This is a genomic window from Devosia sp. BK (genome assembly GCF_032907385.1).
Lineage (GTDB): Bacteria > Pseudomonadota > Alphaproteobacteria > Rhizobiales > Devosiaceae > Devosia.
The window spans coordinates 20,465-43,323 of sequence record NZ_JAIMBX010000008.1 but is presented as its reverse complement, the minus strand read 5'-3'; the positions used below and the strand labels follow the sequence as shown (position 1 = coordinate 43,323).

Below are 22,859 nucleotides of genomic sequence, written 5' to 3'. Positions count from 1 at the left end.
TTCCCTCTCGTGACCGGTTGATCCGGTTCCTTTTTCCTTGGCCACATCACCCTTCTCCATCAAAGAGCAGGGCGACGGCGGCAAAACTTTCGAGCCGGGGAAGTGTGAACTGCACCCGTCCGTTGTGTTGCGTCAGGGCCAGATCTTCGCCGGTCTGGAGCAGTACGGCGCGTTTTGCGGGCACTGCCACCGACACGGCGAAACCCGCCAGTGGGGTACACTCGATCAACGGCTTGTTCTGCGCCGTGGCCCCGTTGATCGCATGTATCACTGCACCGGCTGCATGACTGTAGAGTGTGAAGTCGACGGATGTGGGCGCGATCGTCGTTATAGGGGCAGGTCCGACCGGTCGCTCCAACACGGCACCGATCACGGTGGCATAGTCACCAATCCCATACTGGTGATAGAGGCTGCCGATAAACCATGGCAACCACACGGCAGTGCCCTCGCCATAACGGCGGCTAAGCATTCCGGGAGCAGTGCCGGGACCCCTGACCACCGTGAATTCGGGAGCATTATTGGCAAAGGGCCCGATCAGGGCGAGCCCGATATCCCATCCCCCGTCGAGTGACGTGGGCGGGCAGAAATCGCCTGCAGCCCCGATATGGGGAATTCCATCCATTGCGGACCGAACATTGTCGTCTCGTATCTCGAAATAAGCGCCTGAGATGGATCGTCGTGCGGACGGAATAGATGGCAACGCTGCACTCACTGGATTGCTGCGTGGCGCACCAAAATCTGTCGCTGCGGCAAAGTCGCCGGTAGCGACTAGTGTGCCTCCATTGGCAACATAGTTGTCTAGCGCCGCCGCATCGGCGTCTGAAATGCACGATATCGCCGGGCACAGGATTGCGGCGTAGGTCTCTAATGCAGTGTGTGCCAAATCGCCCGCAACGACGACATCGATCGGGTGACGTAGCGCGGAACTGATTTCGAACAAGCCTCGAAACTCATCGAGATGCCCGCGCGGGCCTTCGCGACCGCTTAACTTGCCTGCGTCGACGCCCCATTGCACGCTGGACTCTGACCGCACGATAGCAAGCTTCGCCATCGAAGTGAGGTCGTGATACCAGCGGACATTCTTGGCCAAATACTGGGTGAATCGCTGCAGCGGCGCCATGGACCGAGGGTCGTCCTGTGCCAGCAGGCCGTTGATCGCTGGAGCCGTGCCCGCGCCATGGGCGGCAGTAAGAGCCAAGTTGTGTAGCAAACGTCCTTTGGGGACAGCCGTCTGGCGACTGGCGAAAAAGCCGGACGTGCTTTGGATCAGAAATGGGGCGGCCCCAGGTTTTACGGCGCGTCCTACGAGAGCCTCTTCGGCGGCCCAATGGTTCCACATCGGTTGAGGATCTATGGGATTGGGTACTATGGGGTTGGACGCCTGTGCTCCGATCAGGTCGGAGGCCTCAGCCATGGCGGCAAGATCCCAGCCCGCGCGGACATGGTGGTACGGCACCAGAACCGCAGTAGGTTTGCGGACACGGATGAAATCTCGCATGCGCGCCGTGTACTTGGCTAAGCTCGATTGCCGCCAGCGCTCGTAAGACACCGTGCGCTGGGATGGCGCAGGAACGGGCATGCCGGTGGCATCCATAACCTGCTGTTGGCAGCGGGGGCAGTAGCACCGGGGTATATAGAAGTAGTTATAAAACAAGCCGTCGATTTCGTAGCGGCCAAGCAATTCGTCCAGAATGGCAAAATTGGTGACCTGCCAGAAAGGGCCGGTAGGGCACATCTGCGGCATGTCCCATACCGTGGCGTGTGTGCCATCGGCGTTTCTTACAAACCAATCGGGATGGATGTTTTGCGCGCCGGCGCGGCCCTTGCTTATATCCATACGTAGGATGACGCGCATGGCGCGTTCATGGGCTGCCGTAATTACATGGCCAACAAGATCGATTTCCAAGTCGGGATTGACGGGCTGAGCTTCGATCTCAGTAGGGTACCAAGCGGAGAAACCACCACCCATGCAAAGGTAGGTGTCTGCGCCCATCGCTGACGCCTCGGTAATCAGTTGGATCGGATCTAGTCCGACGGCGTCACTTTCACGCAGCAGGTGCTGGAAAACGCGCGCTGGTTGTTGGGTCCAGGTCTGACTCATTGCGAGGTGCTCCGGTCGCGCCCGATCCGGGCAAACATGGCTTCAATTGGTGCAGCGAGCTTTCTTGCATTAGCTTGGATCTGGCAGTTGGCCAGATGCTGTCGCGCTGCGTATTCTTGTGCTTCCTCCCAGATCGCCGACTCATTGAGTCTCGTGCAAACTCCCCCACGCAAAACTGTTTCGCCTGCCACCACAACGTGGACTACGGACGATCCATTTTCGGACAACACCAACTGGCGGACTACATCGTTGAGCGGAGTGAAGGCGGGTGTATCTAGTCGCAACATGGTGATGTCTGCGCTCTGCCCTGGCGCAAGATTGCCGACGCTGGAACCCAGCCCGATTGCGTCAGCGCTGCCTTGGGTTGCCAGTCGCAAGGCGGCCGCTGCGCCAAGCCAACGAGCGTGTGGGCGCACTGGATTATGCAGCAGCCCGGCCCATTTTGTTGTCTCGAACAGATTATTGCTATCGTTGCAGCAGGCGCTATCCGTCCCCAAGCCTACGCGAATGCCGCGTTCGAGGTAGTCGGCGAGGGGGCAAAAACCACTACCAAGACGCGCATTGGAAACCGGGTTGTGAATGATTGCGGTATCTGTGCGCGCTATGCGGTCGAGATCGTCACCTTCAATCCAGATGGCATGGGCGAGATTCGTTTTAGGTCCAAGCAGACCGAGATCGTCGAGATGAGCGACTGTGCCCTTGCCATATAGACGGTGACCCATGATCTGCTGCGCACGCGTTTCGAGCGCATGGAGGTGAAGGATCAGGCTGTGCCGTGCAGCCAGCGCTGCAGCGCCAATTAGCAAGTCGTCACTACAGCGTTGCGGAGCCGATGGCCCTATCCCCGCCATAATGCGTTGCTCGCAACCGTGCCACCGCTCGACAAAGGCCTCCGCGATCGCAATCTGCTCCGAAGCAGGTAACAGCGCCCGCATGCCATACGCGGAGAGATCTAAATCGCGCAGGTCATCGGAATCGAGCGGCAGGGTTGATGCGACGGGCCTATCTGCCACGATCGGCGCGACAACGGCACGCAAGCCGAGATCGAGATAGGCCTGGGCGATCGCATCAAGGCAAGCACCGTCAAGTTCGGGTGAGATACGCACATGATCGAGCAACGCGGTTGTACCTGTGCGCAGCATTTCGATGCCGCCTAGCGCCGCAGAAATGTAACATTGGCGTGGGGTGCGACCCTCGCGACCGGCTGCTGAATGAAGCGACCAGAGCTCCAGTGGCAATTGTGGGGCCGACCCTCGCAACAGGTTGTCCGGCGAATGTGTATGCGCATTGACCAGCCCCGGAATTGCTAAAAGCCCGGTGCCCACGATTACCTCGTCCTCTGGCGCGATATAGGGTGTATAATGATGCAGCGCCACGATGCGTCCGGATGCAATTTCTATGCTGCGCCGGGCGCTGATCCAGCCGCCATCCTCATGGGTGAGGCACGTGGCATCTGTGATCCAAGTGGTGGCCATGGTTGCGCGGCGTCCCCTTTGCAGTGCACAGTTGCGCTGCCGTGGCGCATGAGAGCGTGATGAGAAGGGTGTGATAATACCCTTTGCTGGAAATACTGCTTTTCCAGTTTGGCTATTTTGAAGGCGCTGCGCAGTATTGATTAAAAATTGTGCAACTTGCCCCGAATTGGAGCACCTCAATTGCTCTTTCGCAGATGACAAAATTTCAGGATATGCTGGCCTTTAAGGCTGTTGCCGATCTAGGTGGCTTTACATCAGCTGCAAAATCGATCGGCGTCACCACCTCTTCGGTTACAAAAAGCGTGACACGCTTAGAGGTCAGTTTGGGTGTTCAGTTGCTGCATCGCTCGACTCGTGCGGTCCACCTGACAGAGTTCGGCGCTGCCTACCTCGAACGCTGCACGCAAATCTTGCTCGACCTAGAGGATGCTGAAGCTCGGTTGCGAGATTCAAATCTTGCGCCCGCTGGCCCGGTGCGCATTTGCCTGCCACCCTCTTTCGGCCGGATGACCGTCGTACCGGCTTTGGAACGATTTTACAGTCAGTATCCTTTGGTCAAGCTGGAGCTCTATCTTAAGGGCCAAACGACAAACCCAATCGAAGGTGGCTTTGACCTGACAGTGCATTCGGGCCGGCTAGCAGATAGTCGACTAGTCAATCGTCTTCTTATTCGCGGTCCACAGAAGACCGTCGCCTCGCCGCAATACCTTGAGAGAGCTGGCGTTCCTCAGCTGCCAATGGACCTGTTACAGCACAATTGCATCGTGGGCGGATTTGGTCCGATGTGGCCGTTTGGCAGCACTAGTCAAACTTGCGAGACCGTTCGCGTCTCCGGCAACCTTACTACAGATAGCGGCGACGTTATTCGAGAGGCTGCGATTGCCGGGGTAGGTATTGCCCAAGCCACATGGTGGCTATTCAAGGACGACATTGCGACTGGGCGTCTCATACCGGTTCTCGGCAATTTCGAAAGCGAAGCTGAACCTATTTCAATCGTTCTGCCCGCCAACAGGCGCACGCCAGCTAAAGTGCGCGCGGTAGTCGATTTCCTACGTGAAATTGCTCAGGAATTTTGAAATGCGGATAACGACCTAAATTGCGCGACGCACATACAATTTTTCCATACTCGCGCGAAGGATTGAGATTTTCTTAGAGTTTATTGTTGTAGGTCGGCGATTATTCCAGAATCGCTATCTCATGATTTCGTTAAGAGGCGGACGGCGATGTCGAACCGGAAGTAGCGTTGTTCGTCAACCTGTCGGATCCGTCAGAGAACTGAGTTTGGGACGCCGCCTTGTTGAACCAAGCTCCATTCACGGTACCGTCTGCGGCCTTTCTCAAGATGTGATCGCATGGCCGCGCGCGCCCCAGCCGAGTTTCGGGAAGAAATTTCTTCATATATACCGTAGTGCTCGGATTGGACCTCAGCTAGGAAGCTGCGGCGATCGCTCTCGGTCCCGATCGAGCTTTCAAGAACGTGGCGAGGAATAAGCAGATAGCCGAGGTCATCCAGGAACAAAATAAAGCGGCTGTTGCCAGTGGCTATGGCAATCTCCCTGTGGAAAATCCGGTCCGCGTCGCTTCCGCCAGAAACAGTGAGCGGATCATGCCTGGCAGAGCGTAACGCCGTTTCCATGCGCAGGAGATGTGTTTCTGTTCTACGTTCTGCCGCCAGAGCGGCTGCCTCGATTTCCACGCTCATGCGTAGTTCCATCATTTCAAGAACCGCGCCTGGATCCCGAGGCTCCTGCATAGAAGCCGAATTGGTTCGTAGTCGTTCCATTTGTGTCACGAACACGCCACTGCCCCGGCGCGACCATAACAATCCGTCGGCCGTGAGGCTCGCAACAGCTTCCCGGATGACGGTGCGGCTAACGCCGAACATGGCGCACAACTGCTCTGCAGTCGGCAGTTTGTCGCCAGCGATGAGTCCCTGCTCTTCGATCATTTTGACGAGCCCTGCCTTTACCTTATCGGTCAGACGGGCCGGTACGGGCGGGTTCATGGGTTCTGACGCCTTGAAAGTGTCGAGTGGTTAATACTTATTGTGGCCATCCGCTATCATAGGCATGTGCGGTTGCCGAATACATATGGCACGAGTCCGGGGACATCTGACCTGAAACTGACAATCCCGTCCTTACCCGTTTCTGGCAGACCTGAATCGAGGCTTGTCACATAGACGGTGCGCATATCTCGCCCGCCAAAGCACGGCATGGTCGGTTTCAAGATGGGAAGATCAACCCAGCCGAGCAGGCTTCCATCAAGGCCGATGCGGTTGATCCGACTGCAAGACGGCGCTGCCGACCAATAGGTGTCAAAGATATCGAAGGCGCCACCATCGGCTCGGCCATTGGCTAGGTCGTGCTCCCGCAGCCGCCGCCGATTAGAGATTTCGCCGGATTCGGGCGAAAAATCCCAGCGATCAACGAACATCTTGCCCTGCGAGTCCGAGTGGAACATTGTCCGTCCGTCTTTTGTCCAAGCGAGCCCGTTCGAGGTCGAAAAGCCGGAAGTGAGGATGTCGACACGTCCGGTGCCGTCTACCCTATAAAGCGCACCTTCAGGCTCAGAGGATCTATCCATGCTCCCGACATAAAACGCTCCGTCGGGACCAACTTTGCCGTCGTTGAGCCGGCTTAAGCCGGGCGGCAGGTTTATTGTCGCGACGAGTTCACGCCCACCGGTGTCAAGTCTGAAGAGGATGATGCTGCTGGCCAGGGCAACGACGAGACGGCCGGCACCCGCCAAGCCGAAACTGGCTACTGGCTCGCCTAACGACCAGCGGCGCCGATGTCCGCTCTGGGTGTCGAGGGCGTAGATTGTGCCCGCGGGGATATCACACCAGAACAATGCTCCGGTAGCCGCTTCCCAGGTCAGGCTCTCGGCCACGCCGAAGCGCTCCTCGATGACGAACATGACGTCTGGATGGCTCATAGGCTTGCATCTGCGAAGTGTTCGAGCGTCCAGTTGCGATAGCGGCGGCGGCCATTATCGAGATGGATGCGCATACTGTCTCGGGCTGTTTCGGGCTGCCGTTCAGCGATAGCGTCGGCGATGACACGATGCTCGGTATGGATTTTTCTTAGAAAGCTGATCTGCTCGTCAGCATCGGCAAAGTCGGCGCCAAGTGCCCTGCGCGGTATGAGCCGCTCACCGAGCCGATCGACAAATTCGGAAAATTTGGGATTGCCAGTCGCCTGCGCGATCGAGAGGTGCAGCGCACGGTCGACATCGCTTGCGATCGTCTTGCCCTGCAAATGCTGCTCGAAGTTTATCATGGCCTGCTCGATCCGCAGTAGGTCGGTCTCGGTGCGTCGCTCAGCCGCGATCCCCGCCGCCTCGATCTCGACGCTCATGCGCAATTCCATGAATTCCAGCATTTCCGCGATATCGTTGGGCGAACGCATCACCGACGGCCCTGTCGGCACTGGCGTTGCGTCGCTGACATAGACCCCCGATCCGCGCTTCGAAATCAAGCGGCCTTCGGCTTCGAGGCTCGCGATCGCTTCGCGAACGACAGTCCGACTGACGCCAAAGCGCAAGCAGAGCTGCTCGGCCGTCGGTAATTTGGCGCCGACCGGCAGGTTATCGGAGGCGATCAGGCGGACGAGACCATCCCTAACCCCATCGGTCAGCCGCGGCTCTCCTTGGCGTATCATCCGCTATCCACCCAGTTTCGCGACAGCCCACCGCATCCGCGTTAGCGATTCAACTTGTAGCATCGCAATATATTTCATACAACTTTTCGAAATTGGTATAACTTGGATCTGATATGTATGTGGGAACCCAACTTGGCGGCAGGGACATGGAGCGCCTTGGAGACCGCTACCTCCGGCAACTTGGCCAACTGGGCGTAAGGCACGTCTCCATCGATCCGCCAGGCGACCCCTATGAATGGACGCGCGACATCATCGCCCGACATATCGACCGTCTGGACAAGAACGGCTTGGTGCTCGACATGGTGCAGCTGCCCATGCCGTCCTCGGGGATAAAGAACCACCAATCTCCGGGTATTGTCCTCGGGAAATCGCCGGAGCGCGACCGGGAGATTGATGGCATCTGCACCATCATCGAGAACCTGTCTGCACTCGGCGTTCATGCCGCAAAGTACAACTTTAATCTGCTGGGCATTCCGCGCACTCAATCCGAGCGGGGACGCGGCGGGGCGATTGTGCCGACCTTCCGGCATGAGCAATTGAAGAACAGCGGTGAATTGACGGAAGCCGGCGAGGTCGGCGCCGAGGAGTTCTGGGAACGCATCACCTACTTCCTCGAGCGAGTGGTACCGGTGGCGGAAGCGGCCAAAGTTCGCCTTGCCTGCCACCCGCATGATCCGCTGACCCCGCCAGGCTATCGCGGCGTGGAGCAGCGCGTGCTGGGCAGTGCTGAAGGTCTGAAACGCTTCGTCCAGATCGCCGAAAGCCCCTACCACGGGCTCAATTTCTGCCAGGGCACGGTCGGGGAAAGCATGGAAAATCCCCAAGAGGAGATCGACGAAGTCATCCGCTGGTTCGGCAGCCGGAAGAAGATCTTCAACGTCCACTTCCGAAACATCAAAGGCGGACGCTACTCGTTCACCGAGGTGTTCCCGGACGATGGCGACATGGACATGGCGCGCAGCTTCAAGGTCTATCACGAGGCCGGCGTAGATTGCATGATCATGCCCGACCATATGCCTCAGATCGACGGCGAAGCGCCGTTCGAAACCGCCTTCGCCTTCGCGTTCGGCTATATCATCGCCCTCTTTCAGGCCAACGGCCTCGACCCCTACGGCCCCTAAGGTCGAGAATTTCGTAGGCAAACAGAAAGGCCCGGCATCGTAAAGTACCGGGCCTTTCACACTCGGGAGGAGCAATCAGGACCGGTGAGCTGAAATCAGGTGAGCGAGAGCAGCACGGTCGGCGTCGCTCAGTTCAGTGAGCGGGCTGCGCACCGGACCGGCAGGCTTTCCGACGAGCGCGGCGCCAGCCTTAATCATCGACACGGCATAGCCGCGCTTGCGGTCACGTAACTGGATCAGTGGCAGGAAGAAGGAATTGAGTAGCCGGTCGATTGTGGCCTGATCGCGACCACGGACTGCTCTGTAAAACTCCAGCGCCAGATCGGGCACGAAATTGAACACGGCCGACGAATAGGTCGTTACGCCCATTTCGAGATAGGGCCGGGCAAACACTTCGGCCGTGGGCAGGCCGCCGACGTAAGTCAGGCGATCGCCGAGGGCATGGGCAATCTTCACCATCAGCTGCACATCGCCGATCCCGTCCTTGTAGCCGACGAGATTCGGGTGGCGCTCGGCCAGGCGAGAAAGTGTATCGGGATTGAGATGTGTGTTGTCGCGCGCGTAGTAGATCACGCCAATATCGACCGCCTCGCAGATGGCCGAGATGTGTGCCTCGATCCCTTCCTGCTCAGCGAACATCAGGTAGTGAGGCAGAGCTAGAATGCCGTGCGCTCCCGCCGCTTGGGCGCGACGAGCGAGATCGACGGCGATGCGCGTGCCATAGCCGACGCCGGCAATGACGGGGACATCAGGCGTACTATTGGCGACCGCGGTGCGGATGACATCGTCGTATTCATCCATGCCGATGGAGAAAAATTCGCCGGTCCCTCCCGCGGCAAAGAGGGCGCCAACGTCATAGGACGACAGCCACTGCAGCCGATCGGCATAGGATTTTGCGTCGAAACCGCCGTCCGAACCGAAATCCGTGATCGGAAACGAGAGCAGCTTGCTGCCTACTGCCGACTTGAGTGTGGTGAAATCCACGATGCCTCTCCCAAGGTATGAAACAATCACGGATTAGTACGTCAATGATCAACAGGTCAATATGACTTATGATTAAGTAGTCATATTTCTAGTTGACAGGCTAACGCCCTCGCGCCATTTTCCGGTCCATCCGCTGGGAGGGGGATGAATGACCAAAACGCTACTCACAGGCGCATCGGGGGTATTGGGCAGCCATCTGCACGCCCACATGCTGGCCGCGGGCCGCAGCGTGATTGCAACCGACCTTCGTCCAGCTGGCGATGAACGTGACGTCATCGAGGCGGATCTCTCCAATGCCGATGCAGTGAACCGCCTCGTCAAAGGTACTGATGCCGTCGTGCATTTCGGCGCCATTTCAAACGAAAAGAGCTGGGACCTGGTCCAGGCCGCCAATATCGAAGGCACACGTAATATCTTTGAAAGCGCCCATACGCATGGCGTGCGCCGCGTGATCTTCGCTTCGTCCTATCACGTCATGGGATTTCACCCGACGCGCGACACGCCCATCCGCCTCGATGCGCCTGTCCGACCGGACACTCTCTACGGCATTTCGAAGGTCTTCGGCGAGAGCTATGGCCGCTATTGCTACGACCGCTACGGGCTCGAATGCCTCGTTGTTCGCATCTGTACGGCCTTCCCGCCCAAATCGTCGCGGGACGCCCGCAATTTCTGCGATCGGGACGACCTAGCTCGGCTCGTCGACGCCGGTCTTGATCTACCGGACTTAGGCTTCCGCACGGTCTATGCCATTTCGGACAACCCCAATCCGCTCTTCGTCAACGAACCCGATCCAGGCCTTGGATGGAGTTCCCAATCCTCGTCGCGCGCTTACCCCGAGATCGCGCCGGAGGCTGAGATCGATCTCGACGAACCCGTCAATCGTGTAGTGGGCGGCGCTTTCGCCCTGCCACGCAACTAAAGCGGCGAAGCACCGCAGTTCTGCTTCAGGAGGAAACGATGTCTAAACTGATGAAGAGTCTTTTGTTGGCGGCCGTGGCCAGCACGCCACTTCTGGCTTCTGCAGCGCTAGCGCAAGAAAAGGTGACACTGCGCATCGTCTGGTGGGGTTCGGAAGGTCGCACCACGGCGACCCTAAAGGCGATCGAACAGTTCGAAGCGCTCAATCCAAACATCGACATCGAAGCTGAAGCGCTTCCGTTCGATGGCTATATGGACAAGCTCTCCACACAGATCGCCGCCAATGATGCGCCCGACGTCATCCAGCTGCCGGTTGAATATGTTTCTCAGCTCGCCTCCGGTGGCGCTCTCCTTAACCTCGACGCTGTCGATGTGAGCAAGCTCGACGCCGCCACTACCCAGGCCGCCAATATCGACGGCCAGCAGTTTGCAGTGGCGTCTGGCCTTTCGGCAACGGCCATCGTCGCCAACAAGAGCCTCTTTGAAGCCGCCAATGTGCCGCTGCCGGACGACGCGACTTGGTCGTGGGACGACCTTGCCGCCGTATCGAAGGCCATCACGGATGGCAGCGCGTCGGGCATTGTCGGCGTCCAGGCGCTCGGTACCGACCTGACCTCGTTTGAAGCATATCTCCGCCAGAACGGTTCGCAGGTGTACGACGCCGAGGGCAATATCCTGATCGAGCCGGCGGCCGTTGTCTCCTATCTCGAACTGACCAAAAGGATCATCGACGAGAGCGGCTCGTATGGCGCCGAAACCTCGTCGGAAGTGACCGCTCTGCCTCTCGAGCAAACTCCGTCCGCCACCAATACCGCCGCCATGGGCTTCTGGGCCTCCGCCCAGTTCACCGCCCTTGCCAAGGCTTCGGGTGAAGATTTGACCCTCCTGCGCTTGCCCAGCATGACCGGCGAGGCGAGCGCGCATCAGATGTCGATCGGCGTCGCTCAGTATTGGTCGGCCTCGTCTCGGTCCGCGCACCCTGTAGAAGCCCAGGCGCTGTTAAATTTTATCGTCAACGACATCGATGCTGGCAAGACCCTCCTCATCGTGCGCGGTACCCCGCCGAACAGTGATGTACGCGATGCGATCACCCCTGAACTACCGGCCACAGATGCGGTTGCCGCCAACTTCATCAGCACGCTGAGCGCCGAAGCGATTTCGACCCCGCTACCGCCGCCGGGTTATGGCTCGTTCCGTGATATTTTCCGCCGCTACACGGCTGAATATCTCTTCGGTCGCCTGTCCGCCGAAGATGCCGCCAATCAGATGATCGGCGAACTCAAGAACAACATCGTCCAGTAATTTTTGGCTCGGGCCTTCCTTCGGCCCGGGCTATCCGCCGCGTCCTTGGCGCGGGTAACCCCCAATCGTGGTGACACATATGAGTGCCCTGAACGAACTGCGATCCCTGGGCAGCCAAAGCCGCCGCGGCAAAGGCAATACGCTTGTCGCTTACGTCTTCCTGCTGCCTTGGCTGATCGGCCTCATCGCCCTGACCCTCGGACCGATGATTGCCTCGCTCTATATTTCTTTCAGCAAATACAATCTGATCCAGCCACCGCGCTTTATCGGCTTCGACAATTACCTTCGCATGTTCTCCGATCCGCGGCTGCTCAACTCGCTGCGCGTCACCTTCACCTATGTGATTGTGTCCGTGCCGTTGCAGTTGATCTTTGCGCTGATGGTCGCCGTTGCCCTTGATCGCGGCATGCGCGGATTAGCGCTGTATCGCTCGATCTTCTATCTGCCTTCGCTGCTCGGCTCGTCCGTCGCCATTGCCATTCTCTGGCGCCAGCTGTTCGGCACCCAGGGCCTCTTCAATCAAGTGCTGGCGCTTTTCGGCATTCAGGGCATGGGCTGGATTTCCAACCCTACCACGGCGCTCGGCACCATTATCCTGCTAAATGTATGGACCTTTGGCGCGCCCATGCTGATCTTTCTCGCGGGGCTTCGCCAGATCCCGACGCTGTACTACGAGGCGGCGCGCGTCGATGGCGCTACGAAGCGGCAGCAGTTCTTCACCATCACTCTGCCGATGTTGACCCCGATCATCTTCTTCAATCTGGTCTTGCAGATCATCGGCAGTTTCCAGTCCTTTACCCAGGCGTTCATCGTCTCGGGCGGCGATGGCGGACCGGTGGATTCCACAATGTTCTACACCCTCTACCTCTACCAGAAGGGCTTTGCGCAGCTGGATATGGGCTACGCCTCGGCGCTTGCCTGGGGGCTCGTTTTCATCATCGGCGCCTTCACCGCCGTCAACTTCTTCGCGGCTCGTTACTGGGTGTTTTATGATGACTGATCAAGTAAGTCCCGCCCAGCATCGGGCCCACAACCTGCCCTGGTATGTTTCCTTCCGCCGCCACGCGGTCCTGATCGCGGCAAGCATCGTGATGATTTACCCGCTGCTTTGGCTGGTGGTTAGCTCTCTGCGGCCGAACGACGAGATCTTCCGCAATCCGGGCCTGTGGCCGCTGTCCTTCGACATCGGCAATTACATCGCCGGATGGACGGCGCTGCAAAGCCCGTTCAGCACTTATCTCGTCAATTCGGCAATCGTCACCATCGGCTGCGTCATCGGCAATCTGTTTTCCTGCGCCTTGGCAGCCTATGCCTTCGCGCGCATGGAGTTCTTTGCGAAGCGCACCATGTTCGCGATCATGCTGGTGACCATCATGATCCCGATCCACGTGATTATCGTGCCGCAGTACATCATGTTCGCCCAGATGGGCATGGTGAACACGTTCTGGCCGATCATCCTACCAAAATTCCTAGCCACCGACGCCTTCTACATCTTCCTGATGGTGCAGTTCATCCGCGGCATTCCGCGAGAGCTGGATGAGGCGGCACGCATCGATGGTGCGGGCCATTTCCGCATCTTCTTCCAGATCATTCTGCCTTTGATGATGCCGGCATTGGCCGCTACCGCCGTGTTCACGTTTATCGGCTCGTGGAACGACTTCTTCAGCGCCCTGATCTACCTGACGAAAAATGAGGTCCGCACCGTTCCGGTAGCGCTGCGCGGGTTCATCGACTCCACCGGCTCGTCATCGTTCGGGCCGATGTTCGCAATGTCGATCGTGTCGCTGGTTCCCGTCTTCTTCGCTTTCCTCTTCGGCCAGAAATATCTGGTGAAGGGCATCGCCACCACAGGTCTCAAGTAAATGACGCGCATGCCGGCAGCGTCCGAGGATAAATCCATGTCTCAAAACACCGTTTCCACCGGCACCCAAGCCGGCATCTCGCTAAGGTCCATTCGCAAGAACTTTGGTGGCATCGAAGTCATTCACGGCCTCGATCTTGAGATCGAGGGGGGCAACTTCATCGTGTTCGTCGGCCCTTCGGGTTGCGGAAAATCCACCCTTTTGCGCATGATCGCCGGTCTTGAGGACGTTACCGAAGGGACGATCATCATCGATGGCGCCGATGTCACCGTCTCTGAGCCCGCCAAGCGCGGAATCGCAATGGTGTTCCAGTCCTATGCGCTCTATCCCCACATGAGTGTCCGGCAGAACCTGGCCTACGGCTTGAAAGTCGCCGGGACGCCAAAGGACGAGATCGAGCGTCAGGTGGCCGCAGCCGCCGAGGTGCTGCAGATAACCAAACTTCTCGACCGACGCCCGCGCCAGCTGTCGGGCGGCCAACGCCAGCGGGTCGCTATCGGTCGCGCCATCGTGCGCAAGCCCAAGGTTTTCCTCTTCGACGAGCCCTTGTCCAATCTCGATGCCGAGCTACGCGTCAGCATGCGCATCGAAATTGCAAAACTGCACCAGCGGCTCGGCAATACCATGATCTACGTAACCCACGACCAGACCGAGGCCATGACGCTCGCCGACCGCATCGTGGTGCTGCGTGACGGCAAGATCGAACAGGTGGGCACGCCGAAGGAAGTCTACGAAGATCCGAACAATGAGTTTGTCGCGGGGTTCATCGGCTCCCCGCGCATGAACCTTATGCCTGGCACGGTAGAGGCTGGGGGCATCATTAGCTGTCAGGGCGCCGAAATCGCTGTTCCCGTCTCAGTAGCCCTTGCAGTGGGCAGCACAGTCCGGCTTGGCGTCCGGCCCGAGCATCTCTCTGTCGTGTCTCCAAGCGCCGCCTCTTTTGCCGTGCGCGTCGACTATGCCGAATATCTCGGGACCAACGGCTATCTCTATTGTACGACATCGGATGGCGAACCCATCGTCGTCGAACTGCGCGAAACCGACGCTCCAGCGCAGGGCGCCGAAATCCATCTCGGTTTCGATCCTGTACGCGCCCGTCTCTTTAATGCAGAGAGCCAGCGCCTCCGTTAGGGCCGGGATTTGACCATGACCACTATTATCGACATCCCGCCCGGAGCTGCACACAACCACTTGCAGGCCGAAATCGACAAACTGTCCTACATCGGCGGCGGACAGATCCGGCTTCTTCCCGGACAGCACGTCTGCGGGCCGCTGCAGCTGAGGAGCAATATCGACCTGCATCTCGAAGCCGGGGCCGTTCTGGCGCCGCTTCCCGACCATGCTCTTTACGCCAACAACACGTCACGAATTCGGGTAGAAGGCAGCGATCGCTGCATGATCATTGGGCAGAACCTCGACAATGTGGCTGTTACCGGAATTGGTACCATTGACGGCGGCGGCCGGCATTTCGTCATCGGCGACGATGTAGAGGCTGGGGTCTATATACCCTTCGAGCCACGGCTGCGGACCGTCGTCCTCGAGAACTGCCGCCACGTGCGGATCGCGCAGTTAACGCTCCGCGAATCCTCAAGCTGGACCATGCACCTCGTCCATTGCACCGACGTCCTGGTCGATAGCTACCAGGTGCTCAACGACATGCGCATGCCCAATACCGACGGCCTCGTCCTCGATGGCTGCACTGGGGTCACCGTGCGAAACGCCATCATCCGCACTGCGGACGACGGCATTGTCCTAAAAACCTGCAAGAGCGTTCCTCAGCAGCATTGCAGCGACATCTCCATCCTCGACTGCGTGATCGAAAGCGGCAGCTGCGCCATCAAGATCGGTACAGAGACATTTGGAAATGTCGAAGGCGTCACCGTCGACAACTGCAAGCTCGAAGCCTCCAACCGGGGCCTCGGCATTCTGTCGCGCGACGGTGGAGAAATCCGCGACATTAGATATCGCAATATCGAACTCGATTGCCACGAGACGCCGTTCGGCTTCTGGGGTTCTGGCGAAGCGCTGACCATTACCCAGCTCAACCGCCGTTCTAGCGTGCCGGCCGGTAAGGTAAGGCGCATTCACGTAGAGAACCTGAGGGGAGCGCACGAAGGCGCGATCAATTTCTATGCCGCCGAACCCGGTGGCATCGCCGACGTGACCATCAATCAGGTAACGCTGACCCAGCGCCCAGGCGGCCTCGGCACCGGACAACAACAGGACATTCGTCCGACCGAAGCCGACCTTGTTCCGTCCAAGGATGCAGCAGGGCGGGTCGGCGCCTGGGTGCGCGACGAGAGCGGCAAGATCATCGGGCTCAATGACTATCCCGGTGGCATGCCTGGTCTCTTCAGCCACAACGTCGCGAACCTGTCGCTGGCTAACGTCAAGATTAGCCGTCCCGAACCGCTTCCGGAGGGTTGGAACCAGCAGGTCATCCTGATCAACTGATCCCAATCGGCGCGGCCGCGAAAAGTCCTGAAAAGTGTTCCATGTCCAGTGCCAGAAATCGCTTCTTCCTCTTCAGCTATTTCACCAATTCCGACGACGGCCAATCCGGCATGCGTCTCGCCGTCAGCGATGATGGCCTGAACTATCGGCCCATCAATGACGGCAAGCCCCTGCTCCAACCCGGCGTCGGTGAATCTAGGCTGATGCGGGACCCTTTTCTTCTTAAGGACCCGCACCGCGATCTCTATCATCTGGTCTGGACCACATCCTGGAAGGGCACCACCATCGGCTATGCGAGTTCGCCCGATCTCGTGAATTGGTCGGAACAACAGGCACTTCCCGTGATGGCCAACGTGTCGGGTACCCGCAATTGCTGGGCGCCCGAAATTGTCTATCACGAAAGAGCCGGCCACTTCGTGGTTTTCTGGTCGAGCACCGTCGCCGATCAGGCGCCGGAAGAGAATATCCGCGACCACCGGATTTACTTCGTCACGACCAGCGACTTCGTCACATTTTCCGAACCCGCTATGCTGTTCGATCCCGGCTTCAACGTTATCGACGCCAGCTTCCTACGTATCGGCGGAAAACTCGTTCTGTTCGTCAAAGACGAGCGCCACGTGCCGGAAATGAAGAACATCTTTTGGCTCGAGGCCGACAGCCCAACGGGCCCGTTTGGCCCCATATCTGCGCCGATCACCGGAAACTGGGTTGAAGGGCCAACCGCCATCGCTCTAGACGGTGAGACGATCGTATTTTTCGATCAGTACCAGTTGGGCAAATACGGTGCGGTAGCAACGCGAGACTTCCAGAATTGGTCTGATGCAACAAGCCGTATTTCCATTCCCAACGGCGCCAGTCACGGCAGCATCATATCGATCAATCGCTTCACATACCTGCACTTGAACACGCTCACCGAATAGATAGACAGCGTTGTGATAGAGCAACGCAGGCTTGGCGAAATAAATGGTGTGAAGGTCGCTGGCTTTCGTATCTCAGGCGACGATACTGAAATCGAAGTCATGAGTTTTGGGGCAACAATAACTCGGGTTGAGAGGTTAGACCGATTTGGCACGATAGCGTTCCACGGTGGTGTGCACCTCAATCCCCAGTAGCGCAGCTCAGCAGTTGTGGGGGAAAGCATGCAACTGGCAATCTGTTGGTTGCGACCATGCAGTGAAATGTTTCGTTTGGGGCAGTGCACTTCCGAAAGCCGCCAGTCCGCTGTGCACCCCGAAGCTGCGTGAGAACTCACTGCTCGCCTGGTCACGGTCTGCACCTTCAACGAAGCGTCCCATAAGACATCTCAGGAGCAGTGCCAGATCATACCATGATCAGGGTTTTTCACACAGCCTCCACCCCAATCGGAACGGCAGGCCAGGGCGCCGACAGCAGACCGTCGACCACCGACCCCTTTTTCAGCCATTCGAATGGCAATGTCAGGCCGACACAAGCGGACATCGGTGTTTCGCTGGCATAATCAACCTCAACTTGACTAAGTGTGCAGCGCCCCTCCGGATTTTACGAACATGACAAACCCTTCGCTCAATATCCCTTTGCGGGACTACGAGGGGCATATGGCGCTACCTGACGTGGGCCAGGCGGACATGCTTGGCAAGCAGCTTGAAGGCTTGCTGGGACGATACCAGCCCACCTCCGTTGCGCTTATCGGATGTGCCGGAGGAAATGGGTTTGTTCAGATCGCAGAGGCCGCGTCAGACGATTGGTGGGGATCGATATTAACTCAAAATACGTTGCAGATGCGCAGGCTCGTCTCGGCGACAAGATCGTGGGGCTTGAGACTATCTGCGCCGATATCGAAAAGCCGCTCTCTGGAATCGAACCGGTTGATCTGATCTACGCCGCCCTCGTTTTCGAGTATGTCGACACTGCCAAGGCAATGCGGAGCCTTCGGGCGCTATGCGCCCCAAGGGGTTAGTCTTGCCACCTTGGTCCAGCTGCCGAAAGAAGGCGTGGCGAGTGTTTCCCCATCCCCCTTCAGCAGCTTACAGGACCTCAGTTCAATCATGAACCTTGTGCCTCCCTCACAGTTGAGAGCCGCTGCGGAGCACGTGGGCTTCACGGTCCTGTCGGAAGAGACCATCACCTTGGCGTCCGGCAAGCAGTTCTGTCTCCAAGTCTTCAACTTGTCCGGATGACTAAATGGCCGAAGATGCCATCCGCAACGCGAAAGAACGCTCCAAAGATGCTGGTTAGCAACCAACCCAATCTTGAACATTCCGTGGACGCTTGTTTGCCCCCGAAAACTTACATACTGCCACGCAGCCACATGGCACCACGCCAAGCTGGTGATGAAGCGGCTTAAGTTACTGGCAGTTCAGCCAGCCTTTTGAAAATTCACTTCGATGACGTTCGTCACAGGTGGATATCAGTCGGGGGCATCGATCACCAATCCGCCTGGGGTGGCGTTGAACACTTCAAGCCGCATGTCCGTTTCATCAGGCCGGCTGGCTAGAATGGTGATGCTGGCTGGACCAACTGGGATGATGCGTTGGGGTGGCAAGCCAAGAATTGTCTGGAGCAAGGCGCGAATAACGCCGCCATGGCATACCACGAGAAGGCGATCGGCCGTTTCGAAGTGTCGCATCGTGGCTTCGGTGGTCCGATCTGCGAAGTCCTGCCACACTTCGCCGCCGTGTGGCGCGAAGGTGCCGGCGCGCCAGCCACGATAGCCCTCGGCGTCTTGTGCGATGATGTCCGCAATCGGCATGCCGGTCCAATCGCCGACGTTGATTTCACGGAGCCCAGCGTCGAGTTCGGCATCGCTGTGGCCGAGCAATTCGGCTGTGTATCGAGCCCTGCGCAGGTCGGAAGCAACAACGCGGTCGGGTGCCAATTGGGCAATGGTGGGGGTAAGGGCGAGGGCCTGTGCCTCGCCCTCTGGTGATAGGCCGATATCGGCCTGGCCTTGCAGGCGGCGCACCGCATTCCATTCGGACTCGCCATGGCGAACGAGCAGCAATCGCTTCATGAGAGGCGCTCCCCGCTTTGAGAGAAGAGGGCGGCTGGCGCTTCGGGGAGCCCGAAATGAACCTTGTCGCCAACTGTTAGGCGCGGTGCGCGATCGACGACTGCGGTGATGCGGAGAGGGCCGGACGTGCCGGTCAGCATGGTACGGCCGGCGACGGGGCTAGCTTCGGCGAAATCGGTGGGCAGAGTGTTTTGGTTTGGAGTGGCGGATGCCGTCAGTTCTTCTGGGCGATACATGGCGAGGGCGTTCTCGGGCAAGCCAGTGGCGCGCTCTGGCGGCAGGGCGGAGACGGGGATCAGGTTTGCCGGCGGTGTACCGACGAAGGTGGCGACGAATGCAGTTGCGGGGTTCTGCACAAGTTCTTCGGGTGTGCCGAACTGCTCGACCTTGCCGCCATTGAGCACCGCTACATGGGTGGCCATGGTCATGGCTTCCACTTGGTCGTGGGTGACATAGACCGAGGTGGCGCCGGTTGCCCGATGGACGCGCAACAGTTCGGTGCGCATCTCGACGCGCAGTTTGGCGTCGAGGTTGGAAAGGGGCTCGTCGAAGAGGAGCGTGCCGGGGCGCGGCGCGATCATCCGTGCGATGGCGACGCGTTGCTGCTGACCGCCCGAGATTTCATTGGGATAGCGCGCTGCAAGAGCCTCGATGCCCAGCAGGCGCAAGACTTCGCTCACCCGTGCCTGCCGCTCGGGTTTGCCGAGGCCAGCCACTTTCAGGGGCCAATCGACATTGCCCGCGACGGTCATGTGCGGCCAGAGCGCATAGGACTGGAACACGAGCCCGGTATTGCGCTTCGCCGGATCGATCATCCAGCCAAGATTGCCGTTGGAAACCAGATCGTCGCCGAACTGCACGGTGCCGCCGCTTGGCAATTCGAGCCCGGCCAGCATGCGCAGCATGGTGGATTTGCCACAGCCCGAGGGGCCGACAAGGACGAGGAAAGAGCCCTGCGGTACTTCGAAGGAAATGTTGTCGACGGCGTGGAAATCGCTGAAGGTTTTGGTGAGATTTTCGATGCGGATCATGGCGGGACTTACGATTTGAGCCAGGGCTGCGACTTGGACTGCAGCTTATTGGCAAGGAGGGTCACGGCGATCGAGATCACGAGGATCACGACGGTGATGGCATTGGCGAATTGGGTGAAGCCTTCGGAGGCATAGCGATAGGCCAGCACGGAAAGCAGCGGCGTGGTGGGCGTGAACAGCAGGACCACCAGCGACAGGTCGCGCATGATTTTCACGAAGACGATGAGCCCGCCTGCAGCAAGGCCGCGGCTGGCCAGCGGCACGGTGATGGCGGTGAGGCGACGCAGGAACCCGGCGCCGGTCATCCGGGCGCTTTCGTCGAGGTCGCCCGACACCTGCTGGATGACGGCACGGCCGGTCTGCACGGAGAAGGGGAGCAGATAGGCGGTGCCGGCGATCAAGAGGAGCGGGAAGGTGCCGTAAAGGGCAGGGAAGGGGCCGATCGGTGCGCCGAAGAGAGCGATATAGGCGGCGCCGAAGGCAATGCCGGGCACGAGGAGTGGCAGGAAGCTGATCTGGTTGATGATGCCAGCCAGCGGCCCTTTGCCATCGCGGGCGAGGACGAAGGCGACGATAAGCCCGATAATCGTTGTGGTGATGGCAACGGCAATCCCCAGTCCCACAGTCAGACCGGTGGCCGAGACGATGAACGGATTGGTCCAGATGCCGGCCTGGCCTTGGGCAATGGATGGATTGGATAGGCCCGTCCAGTAGTGCAGCGTCCAGTTGGAAAACAGCGCTGACGAAGCTGGCGCCAGCGACGACGCGATGAGAATGACCACGGGGACGACGGTGGTGAGAAGGCAGATTAGTCCGGCCAGAGCCAGCAGTGGCAGGCGTGCAGCACGGAGTTCGAAACGCTTGGCGCGGCCGCCCTTGCCGGTAATGGTCGCGTAGGAGCGGCGGCCGGAAATGACCTTGTTGCCAAGCCACAAAAACAGCGCCGAGACGGCAATGAGCAGGATGGCAATGACGTAGCCGCGGGCAGTCTGGCCGACTTCGATCAAGCCGTATAGCCGCGTCGCCATGGTCTGCATGCGGACCGGCAAGCCCAGGAGGGCGGGCGCAGCGAAATTGGAGACGGCGCCGGCGAAGGTCAGCGAGGCGCCTGCGACGACTGCAGGCAACGCAACCGGCAGGACAATGCCGAGCAAGATGCGACCGCGTTTGGCGCCGGCCATCTGCGCGGCTTCGACGAGGTCGGAATTGACGGTGGCAAGGGCCGCCGCGACGACGGTGAAAGCCAGCGAATAGTAGTGCGCGATGAGGACGATCAGCGTCGGCACCATGCCCCAGGCCAGCCAATCAGGCACCGTCAAGCCAAGACCTTCAAGAAAGCCGCTTTGGCCACCGACGCGCGAATTGCGGAACAGCGAGCCCCAGGCCAGCGATGTGGCAAAACTCGGGATCATGAAGGGCAGGGTGGCAAGGAGCCCGATCGTGCGCCGGAATGGTACGTCGGTCATCACCACGAGCCAGGCCAGGAACCCGCCAATAAGAACGCAGCCACAGGCGACGCCGACGCCGAGGATCATGGTATTGCCTAGCGGCAACCATAGAAGGTTCTTTGACAGTCGGCCGCTCGTCACATCGCTCCAGGCCGAGATTGCATCCGGGCCAAGCGTTTCGAACAGGATGCGCAGCAGCGGTGCAGCGACCAGCACACCGAGAAAGGCGAGCACGAAGAGTTTTAGCGCCAGTCGTCCGTTGATTTGAAAGGGGCGCGCCAGCGGGCGGGCTGCCGGAATGGACATGATTGAAAGCCTTGTTGGCTCCCGGCCGAAACCGGAAGCCGTTGCAACGAGGTTTATTGGAGAGACAGAACCAGATCGCCGACTTCCTGGCGAATTTGGGCGGTAGCGGCAGGGTCGATCGACCACGCCTTGAAATCGGCCAGCGGCACGGCGTCTGGGTGGCTGACGATGTCGCTGCGGGTGGCATAGTCACCCGCCACATAGAATGGCTTGAAGCCGGCGCCACCGGTTTCGCTCTCGTCGCCCATCAGGAAGTCGATGACGAGACGCGCGGCGGCTGGGTGCGTGGCGGTTGAAGAGACGGCAAGAACCGCGGGGAAGATGATGCCGTTAGATGGGGTCACGTCATTGGCGACCTGGAGGGCCCAGCCCTCATCTTCATTGTCGCGGCGGTCGGAGTAGGAGGTAAAGCCGACCGGCGGATTGCCCTGGCCGAGCGAACCCACTGCGGCGTTGACGTCATCGGTCGAGGACACGAGGATCAGGTCGTTTTCGAAGAGGTCGACGATGAACTGCTGGCCGGCATTCTCGATGCCATCATCGAGTGCGATCGGCTGGCCGAATTCGGCCTCGTAGGCGCTGGCCATTTCATCGGAGCGCAGCACGATTTCGGTCATCAGGTCGAGATAGTCGCCGCGCTGCAGCGGATCGACCATGATCACGCGGCCCGTCCAATCGGGCGTGGTCAGTTCCCAGAGATTGCTCACCGGAGCGCCATCGGGATTGGCCTCTTCGTTATACATCAGCACCTTGGTCGAGAGACGCTGGGCCAGCAGTGGGGTCTTTTCGCTGTCGTCGAGCAATGCATCGACCCGCGGCGGCACATAGGGCGTGATAAAGCCTGGGCCGAGCAAGTCTGCAAAGACCACCGGGGCGTCGGAAATGTAAACGACGTCGACGCTGGCGATGCCGGCACTGGCTTCGGCCTTGATGCGCGTGATCTGCTCGGTCGAGCTCATGTCGTGGCTGACCATGTCGATGCCGGGATAGGCCGCCTCGAAAGCGGTTTCCACTGCCGCGATGCGGCTCGTGAAGGCATAGACGGTCACGGTGCCTTCAGCCTGCGCCAGTGGCAACAACTCTTCGGCGGTCATGGCGTCCAGCGCTGCACTGTCTTGCGCAAAGGCGGAGCTGCTCATGGCCAGCAGGGCAGTCGAAAGCAGCAAAGTCTTCTTGTCCATCAAATCCTCCTCAGGAACAGACACATCA

The 22,859-nt window shown here is 59.1% G+C and carries 20 protein-coding genes; 10 read left to right on the top strand and 10 right to left on the bottom strand.

What is annotated here, in order from left to right:
- Window positions 1-46 precede the first annotated feature (46 nt).
- Both DevBK_RS20525 and DevBK_RS20520 read right to left on the bottom strand, forming a co-directional pair.
- Window positions 47-2,101: a family 10 glycosylhydrolase gene (locus DevBK_RS20525; protein WP_317186859.1), complete on the bottom strand. Its 2,055-nt coding sequence runs from the start codon at window positions 2,099-2,101 to the stop codon at window positions 47-49.
- Window positions 2,098-3,576, bottom strand: coding sequence for an amidohydrolase family protein (locus tag DevBK_RS20520; protein WP_317186858.1), 1,479 nt, complete (start codon window positions 3,574-3,576; stop codon window positions 2,098-2,100). Before DevBK_RS20520 ends, DevBK_RS20525 begins: the two co-directional genes overlap by 4 nt.
- 149 nt (window positions 3,577-3,725) lie before the next feature.
- Between DevBK_RS20520 and DevBK_RS20515 the strand changes: the two genes are divergently transcribed.
- Window positions 3,726-4,652, top strand: a complete 927-nt coding sequence (locus tag DevBK_RS20515; RefSeq protein ID WP_317186857.1) for a LysR family transcriptional regulator — start codon at window positions 3,726-3,728, stop codon at window positions 4,650-4,652.
- A 191-nt stretch (window positions 4,653-4,843) separates the two neighbouring features.
- Here the strand turns inward: DevBK_RS20515 and DevBK_RS20510 are convergent, their stop codons facing one another.
- From DevBK_RS20510 to DevBK_RS20500, 3 genes are read right to left on the bottom strand one after another with little or no spacing between them, the layout of a single operon-like run.
- A complete protein-coding gene (locus DevBK_RS20510; protein WP_317186856.1) occupies window positions 4,844-5,581 on the bottom strand; it encodes a FadR/GntR family transcriptional regulator in 738 nt (245 codons plus the stop codon).
- Between the two features lie 56 nt (window positions 5,582-5,637).
- Complete coding sequence (locus DevBK_RS20505) at window positions 5,638-6,492, bottom strand: SMP-30/gluconolactonase/LRE family protein (RefSeq protein WP_317186855.1); 855 nt, start codon at window positions 6,490-6,492, stop codon at window positions 5,638-5,640.
- A 14-nt stretch (window positions 6,493-6,506) separates the two neighbouring features.
- The gene (locus DevBK_RS20500; RefSeq protein WP_317186854.1) at window positions 6,507-7,235 is read right to left on the bottom strand and encodes a FadR/GntR family transcriptional regulator; all 729 of its coding nucleotides are present in this window, start codon (window positions 7,233-7,235) and stop codon (window positions 6,507-6,509) included.
- Window positions 7,236-7,348: 113 nt separating this feature from the next.
- On the opposite strand from DevBK_RS20500, the gene DevBK_RS20495 reads away from it, so the two are divergent.
- Window positions 7,349-8,356: a mannonate dehydratase gene (locus DevBK_RS20495; RefSeq protein WP_317186853.1), complete on the top strand. Its 1,008-nt coding sequence runs from the start codon at window positions 7,349-7,351 to the stop codon at window positions 8,354-8,356.
- 75 nt (window positions 8,357-8,431) lie between these two features.
- Here DevBK_RS20495 and kdgD read toward each other — a convergent pair whose 3' ends face one another.
- The gene (kdgD, locus tag DevBK_RS20490; RefSeq protein WP_317186852.1) at window positions 8,432-9,340 is read right to left on the bottom strand and encodes a 5-dehydro-4-deoxyglucarate dehydratase; all 909 of its coding nucleotides are present in this window, start codon (window positions 9,338-9,340) and stop codon (window positions 8,432-8,434) included.
- A gap of 148 nt (window positions 9,341-9,488) precedes the next feature.
- Here kdgD and DevBK_RS20485 point away from each other — a divergent pair, with 148 nt between their 5' ends.
- The 8 genes from DevBK_RS20485 (at window position 9,489) to DevBK_RS20450 (ending at window position 17,812) form a co-directional block, all read left to right on the top strand.
- Window positions 9,489-10,259: an NAD(P)-dependent oxidoreductase gene (locus DevBK_RS20485; protein WP_317186851.1), complete on the top strand. Its 771-nt coding sequence runs from the start codon at window positions 9,489-9,491 to the stop codon at window positions 10,257-10,259.
- Window positions 10,260-10,297: 38 nt separating this feature from the next.
- On the top strand, window positions 10,298-11,560 hold the full coding sequence (locus DevBK_RS20480; protein WP_317186850.1) for an ABC transporter substrate-binding protein: 1,263 nt from the start codon (window positions 10,298-10,300) through the stop codon (window positions 11,558-11,560).
- A gap of 79 nt (window positions 11,561-11,639) precedes the next feature.
- The gene (locus tag DevBK_RS20475; protein ID WP_317186849.1) at window positions 11,640-12,560 is read left to right on the top strand and encodes a sugar ABC transporter permease; all 921 of its coding nucleotides are present in this window, start codon (window positions 11,640-11,642) and stop codon (window positions 12,558-12,560) included.
- On the top strand, window positions 12,553-13,422 hold the full coding sequence (locus DevBK_RS20470) for a carbohydrate ABC transporter permease (RefSeq protein WP_317186848.1): 870 nt from the start codon (window positions 12,553-12,555) through the stop codon (window positions 13,420-13,422). The genes DevBK_RS20475 and DevBK_RS20470 overlap by 8 nt, the downstream gene beginning before the upstream one ends.
- Window positions 13,423-13,458: 36 nt before the next feature.
- On the top strand, window positions 13,459-14,553 hold the full coding sequence (locus DevBK_RS20465; protein WP_317186847.1) for a sn-glycerol-3-phosphate ABC transporter ATP-binding protein UgpC: 1,095 nt from the start codon (window positions 13,459-13,461) through the stop codon (window positions 14,551-14,553).
- Between the two features lie 15 nt (window positions 14,554-14,568).
- On the top strand, window positions 14,569-15,876 hold the full coding sequence (locus DevBK_RS20460; protein WP_317186846.1) for a glycoside hydrolase family 28 protein: 1,308 nt from the start codon (window positions 14,569-14,571) through the stop codon (window positions 15,874-15,876).
- Window positions 15,877-15,917: 41 nt separating this feature from the next.
- Entirely contained in the window at window positions 15,918-16,796 is an 879-nt protein-coding gene (locus DevBK_RS20455) for a glycoside hydrolase family 43 protein (RefSeq protein ID WP_317186845.1), read from the top strand.
- 749 nt (window positions 16,797-17,545) lie between these two features.
- Window positions 17,546-17,812, top strand: a complete 267-nt coding sequence (locus DevBK_RS20450) for a class I SAM-dependent methyltransferase (protein WP_317186844.1) — start codon at window positions 17,546-17,548, stop codon at window positions 17,810-17,812.
- Window positions 17,813-18,262: 450 nt separating this feature from the next.
- On the opposite strand, the gene DevBK_RS20445 is transcribed toward DevBK_RS20450, so the two are convergent.
- From DevBK_RS20445 to DevBK_RS20430, 4 genes are read right to left on the bottom strand one after another with little or no spacing between them, the layout of a single operon-like run.
- Entirely contained in the window at window positions 18,263-18,865 is a 603-nt protein-coding gene (locus DevBK_RS20445; protein WP_317186843.1) for a histidine phosphatase family protein, read from the bottom strand.
- On the bottom strand, window positions 18,862-19,896 hold the full coding sequence (locus DevBK_RS20440; RefSeq protein ID WP_317186842.1) for an ABC transporter ATP-binding protein: 1,035 nt from the start codon (window positions 19,894-19,896) through the stop codon (window positions 18,862-18,864). Before DevBK_RS20440 ends, DevBK_RS20445 begins: the two co-directional genes overlap by 4 nt.
- 8 nt (window positions 19,897-19,904) lie before the next feature.
- Complete coding sequence (locus tag DevBK_RS20435) at window positions 19,905-21,650, bottom strand: iron ABC transporter permease (protein WP_317186841.1); 1,746 nt, start codon at window positions 21,648-21,650, stop codon at window positions 19,905-19,907.
- Between the two features lie 53 nt (window positions 21,651-21,703).
- Window positions 21,704-22,831, bottom strand: coding sequence for an ABC transporter substrate-binding protein (locus DevBK_RS20430; protein ID WP_317186840.1), 1,128 nt, complete (start codon window positions 22,829-22,831; stop codon window positions 21,704-21,706).
- Between the last annotated feature and the right edge of the window lie 28 nt (window positions 22,832-22,859).